Raw genomic sequence first — 25,399 nt, 5'->3', positions numbered from 1 at the left:
AGCCTTTTGTCATGTTGGCGCGGTAAATAAAATCAGGACTACTGCGCTATCGGTGAGTGAACCCCAAACTTACGCACTGCATACGCTACACGCTCGGCGGGTGTTGGGTAGATCAGTGAAGAACCTAAACTTTCAATGTGCTGCAAACGAGGCAAGAGTCCTGCGCCATTAGCAATCTGAATCGCGAGTCCGGGACGCGCATTGAGTTCTAACACCATGGGGCCTTCTTCTTTATCCAGTACCATATCGGTTCCGAGATAGCCTAATCCAGTCATCTCCCAAGCGCTGGCTGCTAATGTCAGCAATCTTTCCCAGTGTGGGACAACTAAGGTGGCCAGCTCTTTGTCTGTATCGGGGTGATGAGTAACGGGTTTATTAAATTGCACGGCACGCACCGCTTTACCGGTGGCAATATCAATTCCCACGCCGACCGCACCTTGGTGCAAGTTGGCTTTACCATCCGAAGCGGAAGTGGAAAGGCGCATCATCGCCATGACCGGATAACCTTTGAACACGATAATCCGTACATCGGGTACGCCTTCATAGCTGAAACCCTCAAAACAGTCATCAAACTGAATTAAGTTTTCGACCACTACTACATCGTTTTTGCCGCCAAGAGAGAAAAGTCCGGCGAGGGCATTACTGATGTGGCGTTCCACATCCTCTTTATTCATGGTCGAACCTGAGGGTTTGGTATACACACCGGCTTGATGGGAGGTGACGACTAAAATGCCTTTCCCACCGCTGCCGCGCGCAGGCTTAATCACAAACCCCGGCCAGTCTTTGACCATTTCATGGATGTGTTTCACTTCGGCTTGATTGCTGATCACGCCGATGAGCTTTGGAACCGTACACCCAGCCCGTTGAGCGATCAGCTTGGTTTTGAGCTTGTCATCCACCAAAGGGTACTTGGAACGATCGTTGTAACGTCCGATATAAGCGTGGTTACGCTTATTCATCCCCATGATACCTTTGCGGCGTAGCTTAAAAGGGGAGGTGTAATCCGAGAACGAAAAGGAGAACCCCATTACTTCTCCTCCACCAAAGGCTTGAAGCGACGCAGCTCAGAAATTCGATAACCGGTGTAAGTTCCCAACAGTAGGATTGCCGCGAGAACAACCAGCTGTAACCCAATGAAATTAAAGGTTAAGTGTTGTACATACGTGTTGGTCATCGCCAGATAGATCAAAATAGCGGTAAACAGTGAGCCACCGCCTTGCAGCAGCACCTCTTTAGCGCCTTCTTCTTCCCACAGAATGGACATCCGCTCAATGGTCCACGACAGAATAATCATCGGGAAGAAAGTGATGGTTAAGCCTTCGGTTAAACCGACTTTAAACGCCACCACAGTAAACACCGAAATAATCAAAATCACGGTGATGATCACGGCTGAAATCCGTGCAACCAGTAAGAGATTGAGCTTGGAGAGGTAGCTACGAATGATTAAGCCAGTACCTACAATCAGCAAAAAGCCGACAATACCCGTGGTGAGCTGGGTTTGTACAAAGGCCACCGCGATCAAAACGGGCATGAAAGTCCCCGAGGTTTTGAGTCCGACAATCACGCGCAAAAACACCACGATCAAGGCACCAATCGGGATCAGCATGATGGTCTTGAACATGGCTTGCTCTTCAAGCGGCAAGCTATGGATTGAGAGATTGAGTAAACCGTCTGCCTCGACTTTGCTGTCGGTGGCTTGTTGAGGCGTGACTTTTTGCGAAATCATGCTGAACATGACTTGGCTATTTTGCCCACCGACCACATCGAGTAAAGAGACGTTGGATTCATCCCACACCAGAAGATTCGGATGTGTTGGTTGGGTGCCTGTTTCTGGGTTAAACAGGATCCAAGCGCTGCCATTCCACACTTCATTCATATGCTGAATCGACTGACGGCGGCGACCATCTTCTAACTGGATCACACCGACCACTTTATTGGGTACGAGTGCGTAAGAGAGCAGTTTTTGCGTGGCATCGACTTTACTCATTTTATTCAGCAGCAAAGAGGCGTTTTGGCTCTCGCTATCGTTGAGTCCTTTAATCAGCTCGCGAGCAAAGGTAACGTGATCTGCTGAGCGCTGCGAAGCACTGTCGATCAAGGCGATAGCCGCTGACTCTTCGGGGCCATCAAAGGCGGGTTTTGTGATCGGTTGTGTTGGCGGAATTTGTACTGCTTTGGCTTGTGGGTCGACCAGAAATTGCGCTTTGTAGTAGATGGTTTGCGGGCCGCTCGCCTGACGAATCGACCACTCAATACGGCGACCTGATTCGGTATTCAGGTAAGAAATGCCGTAGCCCGGGGAGGACGCGGTTTCGTTGATCAGGGTATAGCCTTCTTGCGTGAGCGGTGCGGCAAGGGAAACTTTGGCCTCTTTCCCTTGTGCTGCAAACTCGATCCTCGCTTCAATATCCCAGACTTGACGAGTTTCGCCGGGGGTCCATGGCACACCATAATCTTGGTGGCGCAAAACACTCAATGTGATACCTGTAGCAAAGAGCAGAAAGACAGAAATATAAAAAGGAATTTTCGAAGTCATCGTCTCGCCTATTTTTGTTCGGTCTGAATGTATTTGCGACTGACATCGACTAGGGCGATATCACGGATAAACTCGCGGCCAAGCAGCACGGGATGTGTCATTTGCGAACGGTCGGCGAGGGTAAACTGCGCTTTCTCATGGATAGAGCCCAGTTTTACCCAAAGCTCGACAACGGCGCGGCGCTCGGTATTTTCGTTGGTGGATTGACGAATACGCACATAACGCAAGACGGGCGCTTCAATCCAGTTAGCCTCTGTTTTAGGGTTTTTCTCATCAGCGAGGTGGAAACGCACCCAGTTTTTGCCATTGCGTTCGAATTCTTCAATATCGACGGCGTTCAGTGATGAGGTGGCGGCACCCGTATCGATACGAGCATCAAAGGTTTGCTTAATCGCATCAATGGTGACGCTCTCAATTTCGCCCAGCACCACATCATGGCGAGGCTTGCTGATAGCGGTGTTCTGATCATTAGACGGTTTCGCAGTGGAGACTCGTTTCGGGGCAGGGGGTGGTGGCAGTTTAATTTGGCTAACTTGAGTTTTTAGCTCAGTAATTTGTTTTTCAAGGCTTTCAATATAATCATTCTGCAGACCCATTTGTGATTCTAAGTTCGTCATTTTTTGGGTCATATTGGCTTCAGAGCTTTGAATCGCGGAGAGCGTCGCTTGATGGTATTCATCGCCATTGGTGAGTGCGCAGCCCGAAAGCAAACTCAATGCGGCAAAGGGTGCAATTCGCTTAAACATTTGCGACCTTATTATTTTCTAATGAGTGATTGTATAGATAAGTTATAGCAAAGGATGCTTAGCGCATCCTTTACCAAGGGTAACGTGATACCCGAATAAGCGAGTTAAAACTGTGTCAATTATGGCTTTTTGGCAATCAGAATGGCACGTCGCGGCGCCGGATAGCCTTCAATGGTCTTGCTTGGGTCTTGTGGGTCAACGTAATCGGGCAGTGAATTGTGTGTCATCCACTCTGTGGTACGCTGCTCACCGAGTGAAGTGATATTTTCATCGACAATACGCACATCGACAAACCCTGTCTTTTCTAACCACACTTTAAGAGCCAGTGCAGAAGGGAAGAAATAGACGTTGCGCATTTGGGCGTAGCGATCAAACGGCACCAGTACCGTATGTTCATCCCCTTCTACGACTAAGGTTTCCAGGATCAATTCACCGCCAGCAACCAACTGATTTTTCAGTTGCAGCAGGTGATCGAGTGGTGAGCGACGGTGGTAAAGCACGCCCATGCTGAACACAGTATCAAAGGCGTTGAGCTCCGGCATCTGTTCAATACCGAGTGGCAAGAGATGAACGCGTTGGTCATCGCCCAGCAGTTTACGTACCGCTTCAAACTGGATCAGAAACAGCTCGGAAGGGTCAATGCCGAACACTTGCTGCGCCCCTTCACCCAGCATGCGCCACATGTGATAGCCGTTGCCACAACCCACATCAAGTACCAAACGGTTTTTCAGTGGCGAGATGTGTGGCAGTAAGCGATCCCATTTCCAATCGGATCGCCATTCGGTATCAATATGAATGCCGTGCAGATGGTAAGGACCTTTACGCCAAGGGTGAAAGGTTTTGAGCACCGCTTCCAATTTCTTCCGTTCACCTTGCGCGAGTGGCTGATGATTGTGTGCCGCTACCGCATTTTTCAGATCAATCACCTCCGGTTGACCGACCGGAATTTTCTTGAGGTTACGCATCCAGCGATCGAGATCACCGTGCTGCTTAGCTTGCCAATCCGTCAATTGCTGAGGCAGGGTGTTGAGCCACAACTGTAACTGCGGATGTTGAGCGATCTGTTGGTAAACGTTGGCAAAGTTGAACATGGGGCTAAATACCTAAACTATGCTCTCTGCACATGACTTCAGGATCATGCGTGGCGCAGAGAGTCGCTAACATGAAGATAAATGACAAAAATAGTTAACAAAATAAGCGATTTACTTAATGGCGAACATAGAGCCAAAGTTAAAGCACTGGAACCAGACCTCAAAGCTTGAAAAGCCCAGTGTGGCAAAACGCTGTTTGTGGGTCTGGATGGAATCAGGGCGCATCACATTTTCAATCGCGCTGCGTTTTTGGCTGATCTCCAGCTCGCTGTATCCGTTGGCACGTTTGAAATCGTGGTGCAAATCGATCAGCAGCTCGTGGGCTTCTTGATCCGAAAACACAAATTTTTCCGATAAGATCAAAATGCCACCCGGGCGTAATCCGGCGTAGATTTTTTCTAGCAGCGCGTAGCGATCATCCGGCGCGAGAAACTGCAAGGTAAAGTTGAGCACTACGACGGAGGCGTTTTCAATCGCGATATCGCGAATATCCGCTTCGATCACCTGCACTGGTGTGTCCGAGCGATAAGCGTTGAGGTGCAGCTTGCAGCGTTCCACCATGGCCGCTGAGTTATCGACCGCAATGATTTGGCAGCCTTCTTGTTTGATATGGCGGCGCATAGAAAGGGTTGCCGCACCCAGTGAGCAGCCTAAATCGTAAATCTTGGAATGAGGCTTTACAAAGCGCTCCGCCAGCATGCCAATCGCAGAGATGATGTTGCTGTAACCCGGCACCGAACGTTGGATCATGTCTGGAAAAACTTCAGCCACGCGCTCGTCAAAGGTGAAATCACCGATTTTATCGATGGGTGCGGAAAAGAGAGTATCTTTTGGGTTCATAGCAGACCTCATGGCAGCGTCTTGTGCCAGCTCTTGTGGCGCTGGCTCAATAAAAGGCGCGTATTTTATGAAAAATCGCAGCGTCTGTCATTAAACACATCGCCTTTAGGGTAAATCAGCCGTACCGGATTGTGAGTTCAAAACATGCTTAGTTGTGGTTGTTCGGGCATCGCGGGAAACGGCGCCAGATCAGGCAGCGCGATAGCCTGTTGTAATTGTTGGTAAAGTTGCACCGCCAGCTGAGGCGCGAAATCATTATCCGGTGTATGAATCATTAGATAAGGCTGCTTACCTTGGGCAATCCACTCGGGCAGTTTATGTAGCCAAGCACCGAAAAAGGGTAGGTTGGCCTCAATCTCAGGATGGCCGATAAAACGGATCATCGGATGCTTGGCGGTGGCAATCGCATGCACCGGCACTTTCGGTTTTTTCTGCTGCGCATCAATCACCGCTTCGGTATTCGGCAGCGCCGAAAAAACGGGGCGACTGTCCATAATGATGCGATCAATGTTTTGTTCAATCAGCCATTGATTGAGCGCTTTTTCCGCTTCGCCTTTGCCAAAAAAGGCCAGATGACGCACCTCCACACCCAGTGGAAAATCGACTGGAAACCAGTCTCGAAAGTTTTTCAATTGCGCCAGATGTTCAGGCCCAAAAGCGGCGGGCAGCTGAATCGTCCACATGCCAATTCGGTCGTGCAAGGGCTGCATTAAACGCAAAAAACTCAGCAGCTCTTCTTTACAATCACGCAGTAAATGCTGGTGGGTAATGCTTTTTGGCAGCTTAAAGGTGAAGCGAAAGTCATCATGAGTGGCCGCGCGCCAGTTGAGCACAGTACTGGGCGAGGGCGACGCGTAAAAGGTGGTATTCCCCTCCACGGTGTGAAAAACGCTGGCGTATTTCGCAAGGCGTTCAGAAGCTTGCGTGCCGCTGCCATAAAACTCACTCTGCCATGCAGGGTGAGACCACAGGGTTAAACCGAGTCGCAAGGGAAGAGAGGACGTCACTCTGCTCGGGCTCCTTAAATCATCATCACGAGAGTTTTGAAGAATACGAGATTTTAGCGCTATAATCAGCGCCTATTTTTCCCTTCTGGTTAGCCTTTAATCTCCGGTTGACGGGATTATTGCGTTAAAAAGCAGCAAGGGGTAAGAAAAGACAACAAATTGTACGTGGGAAGGTCGATCTTAAATCTCTTTCGGCGTATAAATGGAACTTTGCTGAATAGGCAGTCTGTCGAGTACTCCACGACCTTTCAGCGTTAAATTTGATGACTAATTGAGATTGGGAAATTCACTATGCGTAGCCATTATTGTGGTCACCTGAACAAGTCCTTGGTAGGACAAACTGTAGAGCTGTGCGGCTGGGTTAATCGCCGTCGTGATTTAGGCGGTCTGATCTTCATTGATATGCGAGATCGTGAAGGTATTGTTCAGGTAGTAGTGGATCCGGATATGGCGGATGTATTCGCCGTGGCTAACCAACTGCGTAGCGAATTCTGTATCAAATTGACCGGTGAAGTGCGTGCGCGTCCAGAAAGCCAAGTCAATAAAGAGATGGCAACCGGTGAAGTAGAGCTGTTGGCACGTAGCCTTGAGATCATTAACCGTTCAGACGTTCTGCCGCTCGATTTCAACCAAAAGAACTCAGAAGAGCAACGCCTCAAGTACCGTTACTTGGATCTGCGTCGCCCAGAGATGAGTGACCGCATTAAACTGCGTGCGAAAGCCTCAAGCTTTGTACGCCGTTTCTTGGATACACACGGTTTCCTTGATATCGAAACCCCAGTGTTGACCAAAGCGACACCAGAAGGTGCGCGTGACTACCTAGTACCAAGCCGTGTACACAAAGGCAGCTTCTACGCACTGCCACAATCACCACAGCTGTTTAAACAGCTACTGATGATGTCTGGCTTTGATCGTTATTACCAAATCGTAAAATGTTTCCGCGACGAAGATTTGCGCGCTGACCGTCAACCAGAATTCACCCAGATCGATATTGAAACCTCTTTTATGACCGCAGAACAAGTGCGTGCCGTGACGGAGAAGATGATTCGTGAAATGTGGCTTGAACTGCTGAATGTGGATCTGGGCGATTTCCCAATCATGCCATACAGCGAAGCGATGCGTCGTTTCGGTTCAGACAAGCCAGATCTGCGTAACCCAATGGAGCTGGTGGACGTGGCGGATCTGTTGAAAGACGTCGATTTCAAAGTCTTCTCTGGTCCAGCGAACGATCCAAAAGGCCGCGTGGCTGCACTGCGCATCCCAGGTGGCGCAGCACTGACCCGTAAACAAATTGATGAGTACACCGCATTTGTGGCTATTTACGGCGCGAAAGGCTTGGCATGGCTGAAAGTGAATGATTTGGCTGCGGGCATGGAAGGTATTCAATCTCCAGTGGCGAAATTCCTCACTGAAGAGATCATTCAAGCGATTATCGAGCGTACTCAAGCACAAACTGGCGATATCATTCTGTTCGGTGCCGATTCTGCAAAAGTGGTTGCTGAAGCCCTAGGCGCACTGCGTCTGAAAGCGGGTAAAGAGTTGGGCATTACTAATGAATCTGCGTGGGCTCCACTGTGGGTCGTGGATTTCCCAATGTTCGAAAGCGATGATGAAGGTAACGTGGCAGCAATGCACCACCCATTCACATCCCCTCTGAACCTCTCTCCTGAGCAGTTGAAAGCCAACCCAGAAGAGGCGCTGTCAAACGCTTACGATATGGTATTGAACGGCTACGAAGTCGGTGGTGGTTCAGTCCGTATTCACAACGCAGAAATGCAATCTGCTGTATTTGACATTCTGGGTATCACGCCAGAAGAGCAACGTCTCAAGTTTGGCTTCCTGCTCGATGCGCTGAAGTTTGGTACGCCACCACACGCAGGTCTGGCATTTGGTCTGGATCGTCTGGTGATGCTGCTGTGCGGCACGGAAAACATCCGTGATGTTATCGCTTTCCCGAAAACGACAGCCGCCGCGTGTCTAATGACCGATGCACCAAGTTTGGCAAACCCTGCCGCTCTCGAAGAGCTGGCGATTGCGGTCAAGCTTGCAACGAAAGACAAAGCGTAATCAACGCCTTGCAAAGGGTGGCATTAGCCACCCTTTTTTTTAACCTGCGCGGCACGAGAGCGCAGACAGTAAAATGATACAAACAGGATTTCTTCTTTGGCTCAGATGTACTTTTATTACTCGGCAATGAATGCGGGTAAGTCGACCACCTTATTGCAATCGGCGTTTAACTACCAAGAACGTGGCATGAACCCACTGATTTTTACCGCCGCGATCGACGATCGGTTTGGTGTTGGCAAAGTGAGTTCTCGGATTGGCCTTGAGGCCGAAGCACACCTTTTCCATGCCGATACCGATCTGTTGCACGTGATCGCAACATTGCATGAGGCTGAACCTCGTCACTGTATTTTGATGGATGAGTGCCAGTTTCTCTCTAAAGAGCAGGTTTACCAACTGACCGAAGTGGTGGATAAACTGGATATCCCTGTATTGTGTTACGGCTTGCGTACCGATTTTCTCGGTGAGCTGTTTGAAGGCAGTAAATATCTGCTCTCATGGGCGGATAAATTGATTGAGCTGAAAACCATTTGCCACTGTGGACGCAAAGCCAACATGGTGATCCGTACCGATGAGCATGGCAACGCCATCAGCGAAGGGGATCAGGTGGCGATTGGCGGTAATGATAAGTATGTTTCAGTCTGTCGCCAGCACTATAAAGAGGCGTTGGGACGTTAAGCGAACCCATCTCCTTCGCGGGATAATTTGCCCGTGACTCAATAAAGAAAAAGCCAGACAGTTAATGTCTGGCTTTTTTTATGAATGATAATGATCAGCGATTAAGCTTCACGTTTTTCCAGCTCAGCCGCCGCTTCTTCTGTGATCATCGAATCCACAATCACTGCACAAGCCGCATCGCCGGTAATGTTGAGCGCAGTACGGATCATGTCAAAGATACGATCCAGTGCAAACAGCAGTGGTAGACCTTCAATAGGAATACCAGCAGAGAGCAGAACCGCCACCACAAGGAATGAAGGCCCCGGAACACCCGCTTGACCAACCGCACCCAAAGTCGCCGTCACGATGATCGCAATGTAAGCGCCCATGCTGAGTTCAATATTGAACAGCTGAGCAAAGAAGATCGCCACCAGACCGTAGTAGATCGCGTTACCTGACATGTTGATGGTCGCGCCCAAAGGCAGTACGAAAGAAGCCGTTGAGTTGCGCACACCCAGATCGTTTTTCACCGTATCCATAGTGACAGGCAGTGTCGCCATAGAAGAGGCCGTAGACAGTGCAACCGCTTGTGGCTTTTTCATCGCTTGAATGAATTTCTTCGCCGACGTTTTACTAAACAGTTGGATCATGACTGGGTAAGCCACAAAGCCAAAAATCGCAATCGCCGCTACGTAAACGACGAACAGCTTAAACACCACCATCAGCGCGCTGAAACCAAAAGTACCCACGGCATCGGCCATTAAGCCAAATACACCAATCGGCGCAATCAGCATCACTTTGTTGATCATCCACACCATGGCATCAACAATGGTGTTCACCGCGTTGATCACTGGGTCACGTTTTTCTTTGGCTTGCTTAGAAATCGCAATACCTAAAAACAGACAGAAAACCAAGATCTGTAGAATGTTCGCTTCGTTCAGTGACTGGAAAACGTTGGTTGGGATCATACCAATGATGGTTGCCCAGAAAGTGGGGAGCTCACCTTGCGCAGCGTATTCAGAAGAGAACATGCTCTCTACACCAGAAACATCGACTCCGACACCCGGTTGGAACAGTTCACCCATGATCAATGCCAGAGCTACGGCGGCGGCAGAGGTAATAGCAAAGTAACTTAACGTCACTGCACCGACCTTGCCAGCAGAATGGCTATCACCCAGACCAGCTGCACCAGAAATCAGTGCCACAGCCACCAGAGGAATCACCAGCATTTTGATCAGATTAATAAAAATCGCACCCAGTGGAGCAAATAGCGTCGCATCGTGACCCATTGCTGCACCGACTGCGGTACCCGCGAGCATGGCGATCACCACTTGCACGCCGATGTTGTTTAGTAAACCCTTTGTCTTTAACACTTCCATAACCTCTGTGCTAATAAATTGTAAATTCCTAGTGTTAGCCACTAGTGTCATATCACTAAATGGGCAAAAATTTTGCTCCTGCTTTTTACACGGAATGTTTACATTTAGCAATAAGCACATCGAGCGTTTTCTCAATAGCGGAGTAAAACGAGAGTAATCTGGCGTTTTTATCTGCAAAGAAAACGTTTGCTATTGATTTTGGTTATGTGAAGTCTTGAATTGATTTTTGATTGAAATGTCTTTTGTTTAAGTGGAGTTGTTAATGAAGTGATGCGGCACACCAAAGGGTGCGCCGCTGATTTAAGATAATGTAAGTTAAATTTTTGTTGCTTTTTTCATGGTTTGAGTGAAGTTTGCCAGCTCAGTCAGCTGCTTAGCTGGATTATCCAAATGCGTTTCGATGATTTTTACCACCGCCGATCCGGAAATGGCTCCCGCTGCGCCAGCTTCAATCGCTTGTTTAACTTGAGCGGGCTCTGAAATACCAAAACCTAGCAGTGCTGGTGGCGCATCAAATTGTTGCAGACGTTCAAGCAGGGCATGCACAGGCATGTTGGCTTTGGTTTCAGCCCCAGTCACCCCAGCGCGCGAAAGCAAATAAGTGTAGCCTTTACCGAGTTGAGCCACCGCTTGTAAGGTTGTATCGCTGGCCGTTGGTGGCGCAATAAAGATTGGTTGAATGCCAAATTTCTCTGCGGCCGCCACAAAAGGCTGGCTTTCGTTGGTGGGTACATCGGCAATCAGTACCGAATCCACGCCAGCTTTTTGGCAGCGTTGATAAAAATTATCGATACCGCGTGCGTACACCAAGTTGGCATACATCAGTAAACCAATCGGAGTCTCAGGGTTACGCGCACGGATCTGCGCGATCAGTTCAAAACAGATGTCTGGGGTGGTTTTTGCCGCTAACGCACGTAAGTTCGCCCCTTGAATCGTCGAGCCATCGGCCAGAGGATCAGAGAACGGCATGCCAAGCTCAAGCGCATCCGCTCCTGCATCAATCAAGGTTTGCATGATGGCGAGTGACTGCTCGGGGTTTGGGTCACCAATGGTCACGAAAGGAACGAAAGCGCCTTGCTGCGCGGCGCTTAGGCGTTGAAATAGGGCTTGATAACGGTTCATTACAACGCTCCTTTGTCTTCAAGTAATTTGTGTACGGTGAAGATATCCTTATCACCTCGGCCCGAAAGGTTAACCACGAGCAACTGCTCTTTGTCTGGCTCGGCATACGCCATTTTGATTGCATGCGCGAGAGCGTGTGAAGACTCCAGCGCTGGAATAATGCCTTCGTTACGTGCCAACGCTTGGAACGCATCAAGCGCTTCATCATCGGTAATGCTTTCGTATTCGGCGCGGCCAATCGCGTGGAGGTAAGCATGTTGTGGACCCACCGATGGGAAATCTAGCCCCGCAGAGACAGAGTAAGACTCTTCCACTTGACCATGTTCATCTTGCATCAAGGGCGCTTTCATACCGAAGAAAATGCCGGTTTTACCGTGCTTAAGTGGCGCGCCATGTTGGTGGGTATCAATGCCTTTACCAGCTGGCTCAATACCAATCAAACGCACCGATTCTTCTTCGATGAAATCGGCAAACATACCAATCGCGTTTGAGCCGCCGCCAACACAGGCGATCACCGCATCGGGCAAACGACCTTCACGCGCTAGGATTTGGTTTTTGGTTTCTTCGCCAATAATGCGTTGGAATTCACGTACTATGGTTGGGAATGGGTGAGGGCCCGCCGCAGTACCGAGCAGATAATGCGCAGTTTCATAGCTGGCTGACCAGTCACGCAGCGCTTCGTTACACGCATCTTTTAGCGTTGCTGAACCTGAATGAACAGGAATCACGGTGGCGCCCATCAAGCGCATACGGAACACGTTCGGGCTTTGGCGCTCAACGTCTTTCGCACCCATGTAAACGCGGCACTTCAGACCAAGCAGTGCGCAGGCTAATGCCGTCGCCACGCCATGTTGGCCCGCGCCGGTCTCGGCGATGATTTCATTCTTACCCATACGTTTAGCCAGCAAGGCTTGGCCAAGTACTTGGTTGGTTTTGTGCGCGCCGCCGTGCAGTAGATCTTCACGCTTCAAATAGAGTTTGGTTTTGGTGCCTTTGGTGATGTTTTGCGTGAGTGTCAGCGCCGTGGGGCGACCCGCGTACTCTTGCAGTAGGCTCATAAATTCAGCGCGAAAAGCATCATCCTGCTGGGCATCAATAAAAGCTTGTTCCAGTTGATCGAGTGCCGGAACCAAAATTTGTGGCACAAACTGCCCACCGAATTCGCCAAAATAGGCGTTTAATTTAGCCATGCTTACATTCCTTTCTTATGCATGTTGCCATGCTGATAATCTAATAATTCCGTAACTGTTGGAAAACCTGTTGTAACTGGTTGGCGTCTTTTTTACCCGGAGCGCTTTCCACGCCAGAGTTGAAATCCAGTCCGCGGCAGCCAAGTTGCGCCGCTTGGGCGACATTCTCGGCGCTCAGTCCACCGGCGAGCATCAGGTCGCTATGTTTGGGCAGCAAGCGCCAATCAAAACTGTGTCCTGTGCCGCCACTCTGTTCGCCGATTTTTGCATCGAGCAGATGTCGGTCGATGTGCTCTGGCAGTAGCTCTGGCAAGGCATCAGCCACGCCATAGGCTTTCCAAATTTCAATGGATTCTGGAAGGGCTGCGCGCAGTTCGCTTACATACGCAGAATCTTCCTCACCGTGCAGTTGCACCGCAAATAAGCCAAGTTTGGTTGCAATGTCGGCGACTTGCGCCGTTGGGTGGTTTTGAAACACGCCGACATACTGTAGCGGTGCGCCGCTCATGGTCAGGCGCGCTTGTTCTACATCGACAAAGCGTTTGGATTTCTCAACAAAAATCAGTCCACCAAAAACGGAACCGGCTTGGTAGGCTTTCACCGCATCATCAGGATGAGTCAAACCGCACACCTTGTGTTCGCCGAGTACAATTTTTCGTACCGCCAGTTCAAGATTGCTTTGCGCCATCAGTGAGCTACCAATCAAGAAACCATTGGCAAATTGGGCCAAATCACGCACCTGCTGATGGGTATAAATACCGGATTCGGAAATAATGATGGTGCCTTGTGGAATGAGCGGCGCCAACTGCTTGGTGCGATTCAGGTCGGTGGTCAAATCACGCAGATTGCGGTTATTGATGCCGATGACTTTCGCTTGCAGAGCAATCGCGCGCTCCAGTTCTTGCTCGTTGCTGACTTCGGTGAGCACGCCCATACCAAGGTCGTGCGCCACAGCGGCCAGTTCACGATATTGATCATCATTGAGCACAGATAGCATCAGCAAAATCGCATCGGCTTGATAATGACGCGCCAGATAAACCTGATACGGGTCGACCATAAAATCTTTGCACAAGACAGGCTGAGTTACCTGAGCACGCACTTGTGGCAAAAATTCAAAACGACCTTGGAAATACTTTTCATCGGTCAGTACCGAAATGGCATTGGCGTACTCGCCATACACGGAGGCGATGTAATCGAGATCAAACGCTTCGCGGATCAGCCCCTTCGACGGTGAGGCTTTTTTGCATTCGAGAATGAATACGGTGTTGTCGCCGCTCAAGGCTTGATAGAAATCGCGCTCTGAGCGAGTCAGTAATGGATGAAAGCTCGCAAGAGGTTGCTTGGCTTTGCGCTCCTCAATCCATTGGTATTTATCATTGACGATTTTGACCAGCACTTGCGCCATTTGCGCGGTTTGTACGGAAATATGCTCAGACAACTGCTCGGACATTCTACTTAACCTCGTTGTGCTAACTGCTGAACCAATCCATAGGCTTGGCTCGATTTCATCACGGCGATCGCTTGTTGGGTGTTGGCTTTCAGATCTTCTTGACCAAATAGACGCAGAAGAAGTGCAACGTTGACTGCCACTGCCGCCATTTGTGCTGCTGTGCCATTGCCCGTTAGGATCTGGGTGATGATGGCGCGATTCTCTTCTGGCTCTCCACCACGGATCGCATCCAGTGGGTAACGGCTAACACCAAAATCTTCCGGAGTGAGCGTGTATTCAATCAATTCGCCTTGGCGAATTTCTGCTACTTGCGTTTCGCCATGAATCGCGACTTCATCCAGACCTGAACCATGCACCACCGCTGCGCGTTTCAGACCCATTTGTAACATGGTTTGCGCAATAGGACGAACCAAATCCTTGCTGTAAACCCCCATCAATTCAATATTGGGACGGGCAGGGTTAATCAGGGGGCCTAAGATGTTGAAAATGGTGCGAGTTTTCATGGTTTGACGCACCGGCATCGCATGGCGCACACCGCTGTGATACTGAGGGGCAAACAAGAAAGCGACACCGAGATCATCCAAGGCTTGACGCGAATCTTGCGCGCTCATGGCAAGGTTGATCCCAAATGAGCTGAGCAGATCGGAAGAGCCGGATTTGCTCGATACCCCACGGTTGCCGTGTTTGGCGACTTTCACGCCACACGCTGCGGCGACAAATGCGGCGGTGGTTGAGATGTTGATGGTGTTTGAGCCATCGCCACCGGTACCGACGATATCGGCAAAGTCGTAATCAGGACGCGGAAATGGATTGGCGTTGGCGAGCAGGGCTTTAGCCGCACCCGCGATTTCATCTGGCGTTTCGCCTTTGATTTTCAGCGCAGTCAGTACCGCCGCCATCAATACTGGATCCATTTCACCGCGAATAATTTGGTCGAAAAGCTGTTGGCTCTCGGTTTGCGTGAGCCCTTGCTGTTCATAGAGTTTATTAATAATGGTTTGCATAACATTCTCTCCCTGTGCGGTTACGCGAATTGAGTCTGCGCTGGCGTTGAAGACAATGCCCAATCAATGGCATTGGCCAGCAAGGTAGCGCCGTGGGTGGTCATGATCGATTCTGGGTGAAATTGAAAGCCGCAGACTTTGTCAGCCTCATTAACCACCGACATCACGAGTCCGTTCACTTCTGCCGTCACGGTCAGTGCTGATGGAACTTGCGTGGCGACCAGTGAGTGGTAACGTGCGATCGCCAACGGTGAAGGGAGACCGCGATAAATCGCGTGGTTTTGGTGCTCCATCATCGACACTTTACCGTGGATGATTTCACCCGCGCCAGCAACCACACCGCCGTAGGCTTCGACGATGGCTTGATGCCCTAAGCAGATACCAATCATCGGTACCTTGCCTTTCAGGCGTTGCAGCAGCTCTGGCATACAGCCCGCTTCAGAAGGTGCTCCTGGGCCGGGCGATAACACAACCACAGGATTATCCAGTTGCTGCAGCGCTTGCTCGATAGCATCCGCAGAAAGATTGTTGCGATAAATCGTGACCACATGGCCGAGTGAGCGAAACTGATCCACCAAGTTATAAGTGAAGGAGTCAAAGTTATCGATAAACAGAATATTGGCCATGATCATTCCTTCCCTTGATGAGCATATAAAATGGCGGAGATTACCGCTTGCGCTTTGCCGCGAGTTTCATCGGCTTCGGCTTGTGGGTCAGAGTCGTAAACGACACCCGCGCCAGCTTGAACTTGGGCGATGCCGTTTTCCACATAAGCGGAACGGATCACGATACAGGTATCCAAATCGCCTTCACCCGTGAGATAACCTACCGCACCGCCGTAGCTGCCGCGACGCGCTTGTTCCACATCGCGGATTAACTGCATCGCGCGAATTTTCGGTGCGCCAGTCAGCGTGCCCATGTTCATGCAAGCTTGATAAGCGTGCAGAGCATCCAAATCTTCACGTAACTGACCTACCACGCGCGACACCAAGTGCATCACATGGCTGTAGCGATCTACTTGCAGCAAGTCAGCGACATGGCGAGTACCGGCTTGGCTAATGCGCGCGACATCGTTGCGTGCTAAGTCAACCAGCATCATGTGCTCGGCGTTCTCTTTTTTATCGGTGCGCAGTTCAAGCTCAATGCGGCTATCGAGGTCAAAATCGATGCTGCCATCGGCGCGCTTACCGCGGCGGCGAGTCCCTGCTATCGGGTAGATTTCCACTTGGTTGGTGTGCATTTCATACTTGAGCGCGCTTTCGGGGGATGCGCCAAACAGGGTAAAGCGTTCATCTTGCATGTAGAACATGTAAGGGCTTGGGTTACTCTGTTTCAGCCGTTGATAAGCTGCGAGTGGTGAAGGGCAAGGTAAGCGAAAACGGCGCGAAGGCACAACTTGGAACACATCGCCTTTGACCACGTACTGCTTGAGGTCACGCACGATATCGCAAAACGCTGCATCGCTAATATTGGTGGTCACTTCCACATCAGATAAAGATTGCGCACTCGGCAAAGGCAATTTTTGATTCACTTGCGCACGAATTTCACGCATCCGGCTTTTGAGTTGGCTGTGCAGCGCATCGCCTGGTTGGAATTGGGTGGCTTGCAGTTGGCAAGTTTCACGCTGATGATCAATCACCATCAGAGTTTCCGCGACATAAAACACGTAATCAGGGCATTGATTGTCGGCTGGTGCTTCACCCAGCGGCTCAAAGTTAGCCACTAAATCGTAGGCAAATAAGCCACCTAAAAACAGCGCAAATTTACCGTGGTCAGTGAGATCAAAACTGTGCTGCACTAAACGTAGCGCATCGAAAGAAGACGCTTCGCGCAAGCGTGAGTCTTCATCCAACGTATCACAGGGTGTAGAGAAGGTGAGGGTCAGTTTCGCTTTCTCTACTTTGCAAGGAATCCGATCTGTTAGGTTGCCATGAATGATGTTGAGCAGCGCTTGGCCGTTTGCACTGAGCGCATGATAGGTCACTTGATGGCCTTCACACACAATGCGCACGGCAGCATCCACTAACAGAAGGCTCTTCAAATTTTGCTTGGAGTCGATTTCTGCAGATTCCAGTAGTAGGCAGTCGCTGCGCCCAGCGCAAAGAGCATGAAATAAAGCCGTAGGATCTTGCGTATAAGGCAGTTCACTGTGTAGCACCTCAAGCGGCGCGGTTTTCTTTATGTTGATGGCCTTATTCATAAGACCTCCTTAACCATGATTCGATTGTGCACTGATCACCGCGATGAGAAAGTAGCTAAACAGCAGTGATAGGTGGAAAAAACCAATAAAAAGCCCGCTCAAGTTGGCGGGCTAGGTGTGTGAGTATCTAAACTTAGAAATACACGTGAGCCCACCAAGAACTTGTCCAAGTGCGCCACCAAGCCAGTTCAGCATCTGCTGGACTGAAATTGGGTTTATGGTTTGGGTTAAATTCTTGTAACATAGTGAGCCCTAACAGAGAGTCTTGCATTTGCGTACTAGTTAACTAGTGCGACGATAAAAAGTCAAGCCTAAAAATCAGGCAAATAAAAAATATGAGAATTGACCTGCATAGTCATACCACCGCTTCTGATGGACGGTTTACTTATCAACAATTGATCGATCGCGCCGTCAGCTTTGAGATTGATGTTTTGGCGATCACAGACCACGATACCGTGGCTGCATTGGCGGATGCCCGTGCTTACATTGCACAGCAGCAATATCCGCTACAATTAGTGAACGGCATTGAGATTTCAACGGTTTGGCAAAATAAAGACATTCATATTGTCGGTTTAAACATCGACCCAAACAGTGAGGCATTGGGGCAGCTGATTGCGCGGCAGCAGCAACGTCGAGTTGAGCGTGCTGAACTGATCGCCCATCGTTTACAAAAAGCGACGCGTGAGGGAGTGTTAGAAGAGGTTCAACATATTGCCGATGGTGCGCCGATCACGCGTGCCCATTTTGCCAAATGGTTGGTGGATAATGGTTACGCTACCAACATGCAGCAAGTATTTAAGAAATACCTCACTCGTGATAATCCGGGTTATGTACCGCCTAACTGGTGTTCAATGAGTGAAGCAGTGAGCGCGATTCACGCCGCAGGTGGACAAGCCGTATTAGCGCATCCGGGACGATATGACTTGACGGCGAAATGGCTTAAGCGCTTAATGACCGCGTTTGTTGAAGCGGGTGGCGATGCTATGGAAGTGGCCCAGCCGCAGCAATCACCACAGGAAAAACGAACCTTGGGTGATTACGCAATGGAATACCAACTACTCGCCTCCCAAGGCAGTGACTTTCACTATCCTTCTCCTTGGATGGAGTTGGGCCGAAACCTTTGGTTACCTGCCGGAGTAGAACCTGTATGGAAAGATTGGGGCTTATCCCCAAGCAATAGAGTCGAGAGACTCGATGAAGAGGAATAACCATGAGCCAGTTTTTTTATGTTCATCCTGAGAACCCTCAAACCCGCCTGATCAACCAAGCGGTCGCGATTATTCGCAATGGTGGGGTAGTGGTTTACCCAACCGATTCTGGTTACGCACTGGGCTGCCAGCTTGAAAATAAGCACGGGATGGAACGCATTTGTCAAATTCGCCGTCTCGACGATAAGCACAACTTTACGCTGTTGTGCCGCGATTTGTCTGAGCTTTCGCTGTATGCGCGTGTGGATAACACGGCGTTTCGTTTGTTGAAAAACAATACACCGGGACCTTACACCTTCATATTCAAAGGAACCAAAGAGGTTCCGCGCCGTCTGATGAATGAGAAGCGAAAGACCATAGGTATCCGGGTACCGAATAACAAAATTGCCTTGGATCTGCTGGAAGCGCTCGGCGAGCCACTCATGTCGACATCGCTGATCCTGCCGGGCAACGATTTTACTGAGTCTGATCCCGAGGAAATTCGCGATCGCTTAGAACATGCGGTGGATGTGATCCTCAATGGTGGCTATTTAGGTCAGCAACCCACGACAGTGATTGATTTTAGCGATGATGAAGTGGTAGTGGCGCGTGTCGGAGCCGGTGATCCGACCCCGTTTCAGTAGTTGAATGAGGTGGCCGTGAATCGCTGACAAAACGGGTGCTTTTATCCACAAAATTTGCGATACTACGCGGCCGCGATTTTAACATCGCAACCCGTCATTCGACGTCTGAGAAGACGACACATAGGTAGATAAATGAGCGAAAAGTTACAAAAAGTTTTAGCACGTGCTGGTCATGGTTCTCGTCGTGAGCTTGAAGCTCTGATCCGAGCTGGGCGTGTAAGTGTTAATGGCAAGGTAGCTGTGCTGGGCGAACGCCTAGAAGATGATAACGCTGTCGTGCGCATCGATGGACATGTTGTGTCTGTGAAAGCGCAAGAAGAGGTGATCTGCCGAGTTCTGGCTTATTACAAACCAGAAGGCGAGCTGTGTACCCGTCATGATCCAGAAGGTCGCCGTACGGTATTTGACCGTCTGCCGAAAATTCGTGGTTCACGCTGGATTTCTGTTGGCCGTTTGGACGCCAACACGTCAGGTTTGCTGCTGTTTACCACTGATGGTGAACTAGCTAACCGTTTAATGCACCCAAGCCGTCAGGTAGAACGTGAATATCTGGTTCGCGTCTTTGGTGACGTGACGGAAGAAAAAGTTCGCAATCTAGTACGTGGTGTGCAGCTGGAAGATGGTATGGCGCGTTTTGAAGATGTGATGTACGCCGGTGGCGAAGGCATCAACCATACTTTCTACGTGGTAATCAATGAAGGTCGTAACCGTGAAGTGCGTCGTCTGTGGGAATCACAAGGTACGACAGTAAGCCGTCTGAAGCGCGTACGTTACGGTGATATTTTCCTCGACAAAAAACTGCCTCGCGGCGGTTGGATGGAGCTTGATCTCAAGCAAGTGAACTACCTGCGTGAGTTGGTAGAACTGCGTCCAGAGAAAGAAACGGTGCTGAACATGGCGCCTGATGCCGCAACGCGTAAGCGTGAGCGTACCCGTAGCCAGAAAATTCGTCGTGCAGTACGTCGTCACGAAGAGCGAATTTCAGCTACTCCGGGTCGTAGTGGAAAAGCCCCTGCGCGCCGTAAGCCGGGTGGTGAATCGAGCACGCGCAATAAAGTGGCTAACCAGCAACAAAGCTCGCGTAAGCCGCGCGGATAAGTGCCCGCCTTTCTTCGAGCGATGTCGCTTATAAAAAAAGCCAGTCATGTTGACTGGCTTTTTGCTGTTTATTGTCTGACGCTGTTTATTGTTTGACATGGTGCTCTGCGTTTTGTGCTTACGGCCCTCAGTGAAGAGAGGCGGGAAGCGTTACAGCTTTTGTGTCAACTTGTGATAACGACCGTGCTGGGCGAGGAGAGTATGGTGATGACCATATTCGACCAACTGGCCCTGTTCAATCAGCGCAATCGCATCCATCTGTTCAAGGTTGACCAGACGATGAGTGATAAACAGCACGGTTTTGTGACCGAAATGACCATGCAACAGTTGCATGATGTGCTGCTCGGTTTGCTTGTCCAACCCTTCGGTCGGTTCATCAAGCAGTAAGATTGGAGCGTTATGCAGTAGTGCTCGCGCAATGCCGATCCTACGTTTTTCTCCACCGGATAACTGACGGCCACCTTCGCCAAGCCAAGTATTGAGCGCGGCATCTTGTAGCAATTTCTCTAGACCGACTTGTTGCAGAATATCACTGAGCGCTTCATCGGTTGCGTCCGGTTTCGCCAATTTCAGGTTATCGCGCAGCGTGCCATTGAGAATATCCACCCGTTGACTCACCACGCTGATGGCGGCACGAAGATCGCTCTCTCGCCATTCTCGAATGTCTGTTCCACCAATCGTGATCTGACCCTGCTGTACATCCCAATAACGGCAAAGGAGTTGAATTAAGGTCGATTTCCCTGAGCCAGTTTGGCCGACAATCGCCACTTTCTGACCTTGAGCGAGAGTCAAAGTAAAGTCATCAATGGCCTTGGGTTTATTCGCTTGGTAAGCAAAGTGGACGCCGTTGAATTCAATGTTGTATTGGCCATTATGCGCGGTTGGTTGCGCGGTAAACTCGACCTCAGGTTTGGCTAGAATGATCTCATTTAAGCGGCGAGCCGAGGTGAGAGTCTGCCCCAAATGCTGGAATGCGCCGGCAATAGGCATCAATAACTCGACGCTGGCCATGGTTGCAAAAGCCACCAGTGCAATCAGCGGATCCGGAGTTTGCCCACCCACGCCATCGGCGGCCAGCCAGATCATCAGTACCAGTGTCCAACCATTGGCAAGCAATAGTAACGATTGAGCCAGTCCTGAGACTTGTGCGTTAACGTATTGGTTACGAAGCAGTTTGTCTTGCGCCGTTAAGATTGCCTGACGATAGGTTTGTTCTGCGCCGAAAATGGTTAGTTCACTGTAACCTTGTAACCAATCTAGCGTGCGAACGCGCAATTCCGCTTTATTCTGCGTTAAGTGTTGACCATTCTTTTTCCCCAAGCGGTAAAAAAGCGTGGGCCACACTAGCAGAACCAGTAGCAAGATGGTACCTAAGGTCATGCCAAGCTGCGGATCAAACCAAGCAATCAGTGCGGTGAGAGCCGCAATACCCAGCACACCGACCGTGACTGGGTTGATTAAACGTAAATAGACATGGTCCATGGCATCCACATCGGCCACGATGCGGTTGAGCATATCGGCATCGCGCACCGCGCTCAGACGTCCCGGGATAAGCGGTGTCAGTTTCTCAAAGAAAAACACTCGCAAATCAGTGAGCAGTTTGAAGGTGGCGTTGTGAGTAACGACACGCTCGCCCCAACGCCCCGCGGTGCGTCCCATGGCAAAACCGCGCACAAAGGCGCCGGGTAGCATGTAGTTAAAGGTCTCTCGGGCAATACTGAGTCCGGCCACGGCGGCCGCAGACAAAAACCAGCCGGATAACGTCAGCAGTCCAATCGAAGCGAGAACGGTCAGCAACGCCAGCAGCATGCCAAGGGTAAGACCGAACCAGTGTTTTTTATACAGTTTTAGGTAAGGCAGCAGGTCACGCATCGAGATCCCCTTTGTTGGCAGCTTGTAGCGCTTGGTTAGCGGCTAACATAGTGGCAAATAAACCAGATTGCTGGCTTAAGTCTTCAAAATGTCCTGCTTGTACCAGCAAGCCATTTTCCATCACTAAGATCTGCTCGACCGATTGCAGCGGTTGCAACTGGTGAGTGACAAATAACGCAGTGCGTTGCTGAATGCTTTCGGTCAGTCCACGCATCACATATTGCTCACTGCGCGCATCTAAGCTTGCCGTGGGTTCATCGAGTAACCAAAAGCGGCCATTTTGCAAAATAGCGCGAGCGAGGGCGATGCGTTGGGCTTGACCCACGGAAAGCCCCGCAGAGCGATCACTGATCGGGTAATCCAAACCCTGCTGCTCAACAAACTCTTGGGCATAAGCTGCTTGCAGAGCCTGTGTGACTTGCTCATCGGCGATATTGTGTTTGCCTAGCGTCACGTTGTCGCGAATGGTGCCGTGCAGCAGCAGAGGATTTTGCCCAACCCAACTGATGGTTTGTCGCCACTGCGCATGATCTAACTCGCGCAGTTCAATGCCGTTAATGGTTAAGCTGCCTTGGTAGGGCATAAAGCCCAAAATGGTATTGATTAAGCTGGTTTTGCCTGCGCCACTTGGCCCGACGAGAGCGGTAGTTTTGCCGCTTTGCAACGTAAATGAGAGCGGGCCTGCTAAGCGTTTGCCTTGTGGACTAAGAACGACCAGTTCATTGGCGATAATTTCAATATCGTCATTATCGGTGAGATGACGCTCGCCACTGTGTAAGGTATCCACTTCGGTTTGCAGAAAATCGACGATCGATTCGGCTGCGCCCACCGCGAGTTGTTTGGCGTGGTAATAGGTTCCGAGATCGCGCAGCGGCTGATAAAACTCCGGAGCAAGGATTAACACAAATAACCCAGCAAACAGAGTGACACTCGCGCCGTAATAACCGAAGTTGAGTTCACCAATGTAGCTAAAGCCAAAGTACACGGCGGTCAGTGCAATGGAGATCGAGGTGAAAAACTCTAATACTGCAGAAGAGAGGAACGCGATCCGCAGTACATCCATAGTGCGATGGCGAAACACTTCTGAAGCGCCGCGCATGTGCTCGGTTTCTGCTGTGGTGCGATCGAATAGACGAATGGTGGTCAGGGCTTGCAAGCGATCATAAAAATGCCCGGATAAACGCTGCAGAGCTTTAAAGTTTTTCCGGCTGGCATCGGCGGCTTTAATTCCGACTAACGCCATGAAAAGTGGGACCAATGGCGCCGTGAGCAAAAAAATCAGTCCTGCCGCCCAGTTCACTGGGAAGACGACCGCAAGGATCACAAACGGTACGAAAACCGAAAGAGACATTTGAGGGAGATAGCGAGCAAAGAAGTCGTGCATGTTTTCGACTTGCTCAAGCATTAAGGCTGCCCATGAGCCGGCCGGTTTGCCTTTGATATAGGCCGGCCCCAAGTCGCGTAACTTGTCTAGGATTAGCTGTCGAATATAACGGCGGATCTCTTCTCCACAACGAAAACCAGCGATTTCGCGTCCCCAAGAGCAGAGCGCACGCACGGCAATGAGTGCAGCCAAGCCAAAGAAGTGTGGAATGAGCAGATGTTTATCGACCTGTTCAATAATCAGCTGATGCAGAATTGATGCAAGGAGTGCGGCTTGCGCCACCAGAAATAGGCTTGATAACACACCCAACCCAACAGCTATTGCGAGCCAGCGCTTAGCCAGTTTGCTTTGCTGCTTGAGCCAGAGATTCAAGCTACGCTGTTTTTTCTTGTCCATTTTGAAAAGGCTTAATGAGAATAATAATTGTAATAGGCCGCCAGTATACAAAGAAAAGCCCGGCGGTTATACCCGTCGGGCTTGGCAAAAATAAAAACTGGCGTTACGCGAAGCGTAAGTTATTTACCCTGGCTATCTAGGTAACGTTCAGCATCGAGTGCTGCCATACACCCGGTTCCGGCAGAGGTAATCGCTTGACGGTAGTTATGATCCATCACATCACCCGCGGCAAACACACCCTCAATACTGGTCTGGGTTGCATTACCTTCAAGGCCAGATTTGACGACTATGTAGCCGTTTTTCATTTCAAGCTGACCTTCGAAAATTTGCGAGTTTGGCTGATGACCGATGGCAATGAATACCCCCATCACATCCAAGTTTTCCGTCATATCTGACTGGGTATCTTTCAAACGCACGCCTGTCACGCCCATCTCATCGCCCAGTACTTCATCCAAAGTGCGGTGCGTGTGCAGAACAATGTTGCCATTCGCCACTTTATCCATCAGACGATCGATCAGAATTTTTTCACTACGGAAGCTGTCACGGCGGTGGATCAGATGCACTTCTGAGGCGATATTCGATAGGTAAAGAGCCTCTTCAACCGCAGTATTACCACCACCGACAACGGCGACTTTCTGGTTGCGATAGAAGAAACCATCACAGGTCGCACAAGCGGATACACCGCGACCTTTGAACGCTTCTTCTGATTCTAAACCGAGGTATTTAGCAGAGGCACCAGTAGAGATGATGAGGGCATCACAGGTGTACTCTTGGCTGTCGCCTGTCAAACGAAATGGGCGAGAAGAGAGATCAACCGAGTTAATGTGATCAAAAACAATTTCAGTATCGAAACGTTCAGCGTGCTCTTTCATGCGCTCCATCAGTGCTGGGCCAGTTAAGCCTTCGGCATCGCCTGGCCAGTTCTCGACTTCTGTCGTCGTGGTGAGCTGACCACCTTGCTGCATACCAGTGACCAGCACGGGTTTTAGGTTGGCGCGCGCAGCGTAAACCGCGGCTGTGTAACCCGCAGGGCCGGAGCCAAGGATAAGAAGTTTGCTGTGTTTCACGTTACTCATGAAGTACTCCGATAAGGACGAAAGGGAGTTAACTCATGGCTTGAATTCGGAACTAAGACGCAAGCCAATGAAAATAATTGGACTCGATTGTAGGGAATATGGATGGCGAATAAAAGTGGTTCGCTGAGCATAAATCGTAATTGTTTATGCTCTTACGACGTGAAGCTAGCTCGTGTCGGTTCCACCTGATTCTCATGTTAGAGCGGGATCCATGATGCATGGTTTTATGCTAATAGGCTGTCAATCTTCCTTATTTTCCATAAGGTAGTGAAAGCCTCTGGTTTTGCCTATCTTCAGGTTGCGCTTTTGGATGTAGACACTGATATTTTCAATTTATAAAGAATATAAAAACAAAATTTCAATCCTGATGGTTGATTGAGTCAAAAAATATTGTTTTTGCAAAATAATCGATTAGTCTTAATTGTAAATAAAATGTGAAATTTATGGTGGTATGAC

At 49.9% G+C, this 25,399-nt stretch carries 22 protein-coding genes and 1 other annotated feature; of the genes, 5 read left to right on the top strand and 17 right to left on the bottom strand.

What is annotated here, in order from left to right:
* Window positions 1-38 precede the first annotated feature (38 nt).
* From F0316_RS08315 to F0316_RS08290, 6 genes are all read right to left on the bottom strand, one after another.
* Window positions 39-1,028 (bottom strand): alpha-L-glutamate ligase-like protein, encoded by a 990-nt coding sequence (locus F0316_RS08315; RefSeq protein ID WP_149560402.1) that lies wholly within the window; start codon window positions 1,026-1,028, stop codon window positions 39-41.
* Window positions 1,028-2,536 (bottom strand): inactive transglutaminase family protein, encoded by a 1,509-nt coding sequence (locus tag F0316_RS08310; RefSeq protein ID WP_000202052.1) that lies wholly within the window; start codon window positions 2,534-2,536, stop codon window positions 1,028-1,030. The genes F0316_RS08315 and F0316_RS08310 overlap by 1 nt, the downstream gene beginning before the upstream one ends.
* A gap of 8 nt (window positions 2,537-2,544) precedes the next feature.
* Window positions 2,545-3,282: an ATP-dependent zinc protease family protein gene (locus tag F0316_RS08305; protein WP_000476328.1), complete on the bottom strand. Its 738-nt coding sequence runs from the start codon at window positions 3,280-3,282 to the stop codon at window positions 2,545-2,547.
* A 119-nt stretch (window positions 3,283-3,401) separates the two neighbouring features.
* Entirely contained in the window at window positions 3,402-4,373 is a 972-nt protein-coding gene (cmoB, locus tag F0316_RS08300; protein WP_149560401.1) for a tRNA 5-methoxyuridine(34)/uridine 5-oxyacetic acid(34) synthase CmoB, read from the bottom strand.
* Window positions 4,374-4,484: 111 nt separating this feature from the next.
* Complete coding sequence (gene cmoA / locus F0316_RS08295; RefSeq protein WP_001068374.1) at window positions 4,485-5,213, bottom strand: carboxy-S-adenosyl-L-methionine synthase CmoA; 729 nt, start codon at window positions 5,211-5,213, stop codon at window positions 4,485-4,487.
* Between the two features lie 137 nt (window positions 5,214-5,350).
* Window positions 5,351-6,220 (bottom strand): DUF72 domain-containing protein, encoded by an 870-nt coding sequence (locus F0316_RS08290; RefSeq protein WP_001893878.1) that lies wholly within the window; start codon window positions 6,218-6,220, stop codon window positions 5,351-5,353.
* A gap of 291 nt (window positions 6,221-6,511) precedes the next feature.
* Between F0316_RS08290 and aspS the strand changes: the two genes are divergently transcribed.
* Entirely contained in the window at window positions 6,512-8,287 is a 1,776-nt protein-coding gene (gene aspS, locus F0316_RS08285; protein ID WP_001256502.1) for an aspartate--tRNA ligase, read from the top strand.
* A gap of 96 nt (window positions 8,288-8,383) precedes the next feature.
* Entirely contained in the window at window positions 8,384-8,962 is a 579-nt protein-coding gene (locus tag F0316_RS08280) for a thymidine kinase (RefSeq protein ID WP_001880948.1), read from the top strand.
* 101 nt (window positions 8,963-9,063) lie between these two features.
* Here F0316_RS08280 and F0316_RS08275 read toward each other — a convergent pair whose 3' ends face one another.
* The 8 genes from F0316_RS08275 to F0316_RS08240 form a co-directional block, all read right to left on the bottom strand.
* Window positions 9,064-10,320 (bottom strand): dicarboxylate/amino acid:cation symporter, encoded by a 1,257-nt coding sequence (locus tag F0316_RS08275; RefSeq protein WP_057552585.1) that lies wholly within the window; start codon window positions 10,318-10,320, stop codon window positions 9,064-9,066.
* Window positions 10,321-10,635: 315 nt separating this feature from the next.
* Complete coding sequence (trpA, locus tag F0316_RS08270; protein WP_149560400.1) at window positions 10,636-11,442, bottom strand: tryptophan synthase subunit alpha; 807 nt, start codon at window positions 11,440-11,442, stop codon at window positions 10,636-10,638.
* Window positions 11,442-12,632 carry a tryptophan synthase subunit beta gene (gene trpB, locus F0316_RS08265; RefSeq protein WP_119788674.1) on the bottom strand — a complete coding sequence of 397 codons (1,191 nt, stop codon included), beginning with the start codon at window positions 12,630-12,632 and terminating at the stop codon, window positions 11,442-11,444. Before trpB ends, trpA begins: the two co-directional genes overlap by 1 nt.
* 40 nt (window positions 12,633-12,672) lie before the next feature.
* A complete protein-coding gene (gene trpCF / locus F0316_RS08260) occupies window positions 12,673-14,082 on the bottom strand; it encodes a bifunctional indole-3-glycerol-phosphate synthase TrpC/phosphoribosylanthranilate isomerase TrpF (RefSeq protein ID WP_149560399.1) in 1,410 nt (469 codons plus the stop codon).
* 5 nt (window positions 14,083-14,087) lie between these two features.
* Window positions 14,088-15,086 carry an anthranilate phosphoribosyltransferase gene (gene trpD, locus F0316_RS08255; RefSeq protein ID WP_149560398.1) on the bottom strand — a complete coding sequence of 333 codons (999 nt, stop codon included), beginning with the start codon at window positions 15,084-15,086 and terminating at the stop codon, window positions 14,088-14,090.
* A 20-nt stretch (window positions 15,087-15,106) separates the two neighbouring features.
* The gene (locus F0316_RS08250) at window positions 15,107-15,712 is read right to left on the bottom strand and encodes an aminodeoxychorismate/anthranilate synthase component II (RefSeq protein ID WP_172625997.1); all 606 of its coding nucleotides are present in this window, start codon (window positions 15,710-15,712) and stop codon (window positions 15,107-15,109) included.
* 2 nt (window positions 15,713-15,714) lie between these two features.
* Window positions 15,715-17,286 carry an anthranilate synthase component 1 gene (locus F0316_RS08245; RefSeq protein ID WP_001030224.1) on the bottom strand — a complete coding sequence of 524 codons (1,572 nt, stop codon included), beginning with the start codon at window positions 17,284-17,286 and terminating at the stop codon, window positions 15,715-15,717.
* An 84-nt stretch (window positions 17,287-17,370) separates the two neighbouring features.
* Window positions 17,371-17,473 (bottom strand) — a sequence feature (Trp leader region).
* A complete protein-coding gene (locus F0316_RS08240) occupies window positions 17,420-17,557 on the bottom strand; it encodes a hypothetical protein (protein WP_001880954.1) in 138 nt (45 codons plus the stop codon). Its footprint overlaps the feature before it by 54 nt.
* A 64-nt stretch (window positions 17,558-17,621) precedes the next feature.
* Between F0316_RS08240 and rnm the strand changes: the two genes are divergently transcribed.
* From rnm to rluB, 3 genes are all read left to right on the top strand, one after another.
* On the top strand, window positions 17,622-18,494 hold the full coding sequence (rnm, locus tag F0316_RS08235; protein ID WP_001217214.1) for an RNase RNM: 873 nt from the start codon (window positions 17,622-17,624) through the stop codon (window positions 18,492-18,494).
* A gap of 2 nt (window positions 18,495-18,496) precedes the next feature.
* Complete coding sequence (locus F0316_RS08230; protein WP_000077260.1) at window positions 18,497-19,117, top strand: L-threonylcarbamoyladenylate synthase; 621 nt, start codon at window positions 18,497-18,499, stop codon at window positions 19,115-19,117.
* Between the two features lie 132 nt (window positions 19,118-19,249).
* Complete coding sequence (gene rluB / locus F0316_RS08225; protein WP_001291245.1) at window positions 19,250-20,215, top strand: 23S rRNA pseudouridine(2605) synthase RluB; 966 nt, start codon at window positions 19,250-19,252, stop codon at window positions 20,213-20,215.
* A 150-nt stretch (window positions 20,216-20,365) separates the two neighbouring features.
* Here the strand turns inward: rluB and cydC are convergent, their stop codons facing one another.
* The 3 genes from cydC to trxB form a co-directional block, all read right to left on the bottom strand.
* A complete protein-coding gene (cydC, locus tag F0316_RS08220; RefSeq protein ID WP_059260366.1) occupies window positions 20,366-22,087 on the bottom strand; it encodes a heme ABC transporter ATP-binding protein/permease CydC in 1,722 nt (573 codons plus the stop codon).
* Window positions 22,080-23,867: a heme ABC transporter permease/ATP-binding protein CydD gene (cydD, locus tag F0316_RS08215; RefSeq protein WP_002043697.1), complete on the bottom strand. Its 1,788-nt coding sequence runs from the start codon at window positions 23,865-23,867 to the stop codon at window positions 22,080-22,082. Before cydD ends, cydC begins: the two co-directional genes overlap by 8 nt.
* Before the next feature lie 119 nt (window positions 23,868-23,986).
* Entirely contained in the window at window positions 23,987-24,943 is a 957-nt protein-coding gene (gene trxB / locus F0316_RS08210; protein ID WP_000073135.1) for a thioredoxin-disulfide reductase, read from the bottom strand.
* Between the last annotated feature and the right edge of the window lie 456 nt (window positions 24,944-25,399).

This window comes from Vibrio cholerae (assembly GCF_008369605.1).
Lineage (GTDB): Bacteria > Pseudomonadota > Gammaproteobacteria > Enterobacterales > Vibrionaceae > Vibrio > Vibrio cholerae.
This window is presented reverse-complemented; position numbering and strand designations above follow the sequence as displayed.

Bases quoted from the DNA above. Each gene is read 5' to 3' on its own strand.
- F0316_RS08315 (WP_149560402.1), bottom strand. From the start codon at position 1,028: ATGGGGTTCTCCTTTTCGTTCTCGGATTACACCTCCCCTTTTAAGCTA.
- F0316_RS08310 (WP_000202052.1), bottom strand. From the start codon at position 2,536: ATGACTTCGAAAATTCCTTTTTATATTTCTGTCTTTCTGCTCTTTGCT.
- F0316_RS08305 (WP_000476328.1), bottom strand. From the start codon at position 3,282: ATGTTTAAGCGAATTGCACCCTTTGCCGCATTGAGTTTGCTTTCGGGC.
- cmoB (WP_149560401.1), bottom strand. From the start codon at position 4,373: ATGTTCAACTTTGCCAACGTTTACCAACAGATCGCTCAACATCCGCAG.
- cmoA (WP_001068374.1), bottom strand. From the start codon at position 5,213: ATGAACCCAAAAGATACTCTCTTTTCCGCACCCATCGATAAAATCGGT.
- aspS (WP_001256502.1), top strand. From the start codon at position 6,512: ATGCGTAGCCATTATTGTGGTCACCTGAACAAGTCCTTGGTAGGACAA.
- F0316_RS08275 (WP_057552585.1), bottom strand. From the start codon at position 10,320: ATGGAAGTGTTAAAGACAAAGGGTTTACTAAACAACATCGGCGTGCAA.
- trpA (WP_149560400.1), bottom strand. From the start codon at position 11,442: ATGAACCGTTATCAAGCCCTATTTCAACGCCTAAGCGCCGCGCAGCAA.
- trpB (WP_119788674.1), bottom strand. From the start codon at position 12,632: ATGGCTAAATTAAACGCCTATTTTGGCGAATTCGGTGGGCAGTTTGTG.
- trpCF (WP_149560399.1), bottom strand. From the start codon at position 14,082: ATGTCCGAGCAGTTGTCTGAGCATATTTCCGTACAAACCGCGCAAATG.
- trpD (WP_149560398.1), bottom strand. From the start codon at position 15,086: ATGCAAACCATTATTAATAAACTCTATGAACAGCAAGGGCTCACGCAA.
- F0316_RS08250 (WP_172625997.1), bottom strand. From the start codon at position 15,712: ATGGCCAATATTCTGTTTATCGATAACTTTGACTCCTTCACTTATAAC.
- F0316_RS08245 (WP_001030224.1), bottom strand. From the start codon at position 17,286: ATGAATAAGGCCATCAACATAAAGAAAACCGCGCCGCTTGAGGTGCTA.
- F0316_RS08240 (WP_001880954.1), bottom strand. From the start codon at position 17,557: ATGCAAGACTCTCTGTTAGGGCTCACTATGTTACAAGAATTTAACCCA.
- rnm (WP_001217214.1), top strand. From the start codon at position 17,622: ATGAGAATTGACCTGCATAGTCATACCACCGCTTCTGATGGACGGTTT.
- F0316_RS08230 (WP_000077260.1), top strand. From the start codon at position 18,497: ATGAGCCAGTTTTTTTATGTTCATCCTGAGAACCCTCAAACCCGCCTG.
- rluB (WP_001291245.1), top strand. From the start codon at position 19,250: ATGAGCGAAAAGTTACAAAAAGTTTTAGCACGTGCTGGTCATGGTTCT.
- cydC (WP_059260366.1), bottom strand. From the start codon at position 22,087: ATGCGTGACCTGCTGCCTTACCTAAAACTGTATAAAAAACACTGGTTC.
- cydD (WP_002043697.1), bottom strand. From the start codon at position 23,867: ATGGACAAGAAAAAACAGCGTAGCTTGAATCTCTGGCTCAAGCAGCAA.
- trxB (WP_000073135.1), bottom strand. From the start codon at position 24,943: ATGAGTAACGTGAAACACAGCAAACTTCTTATCCTTGGCTCCGGCCCT.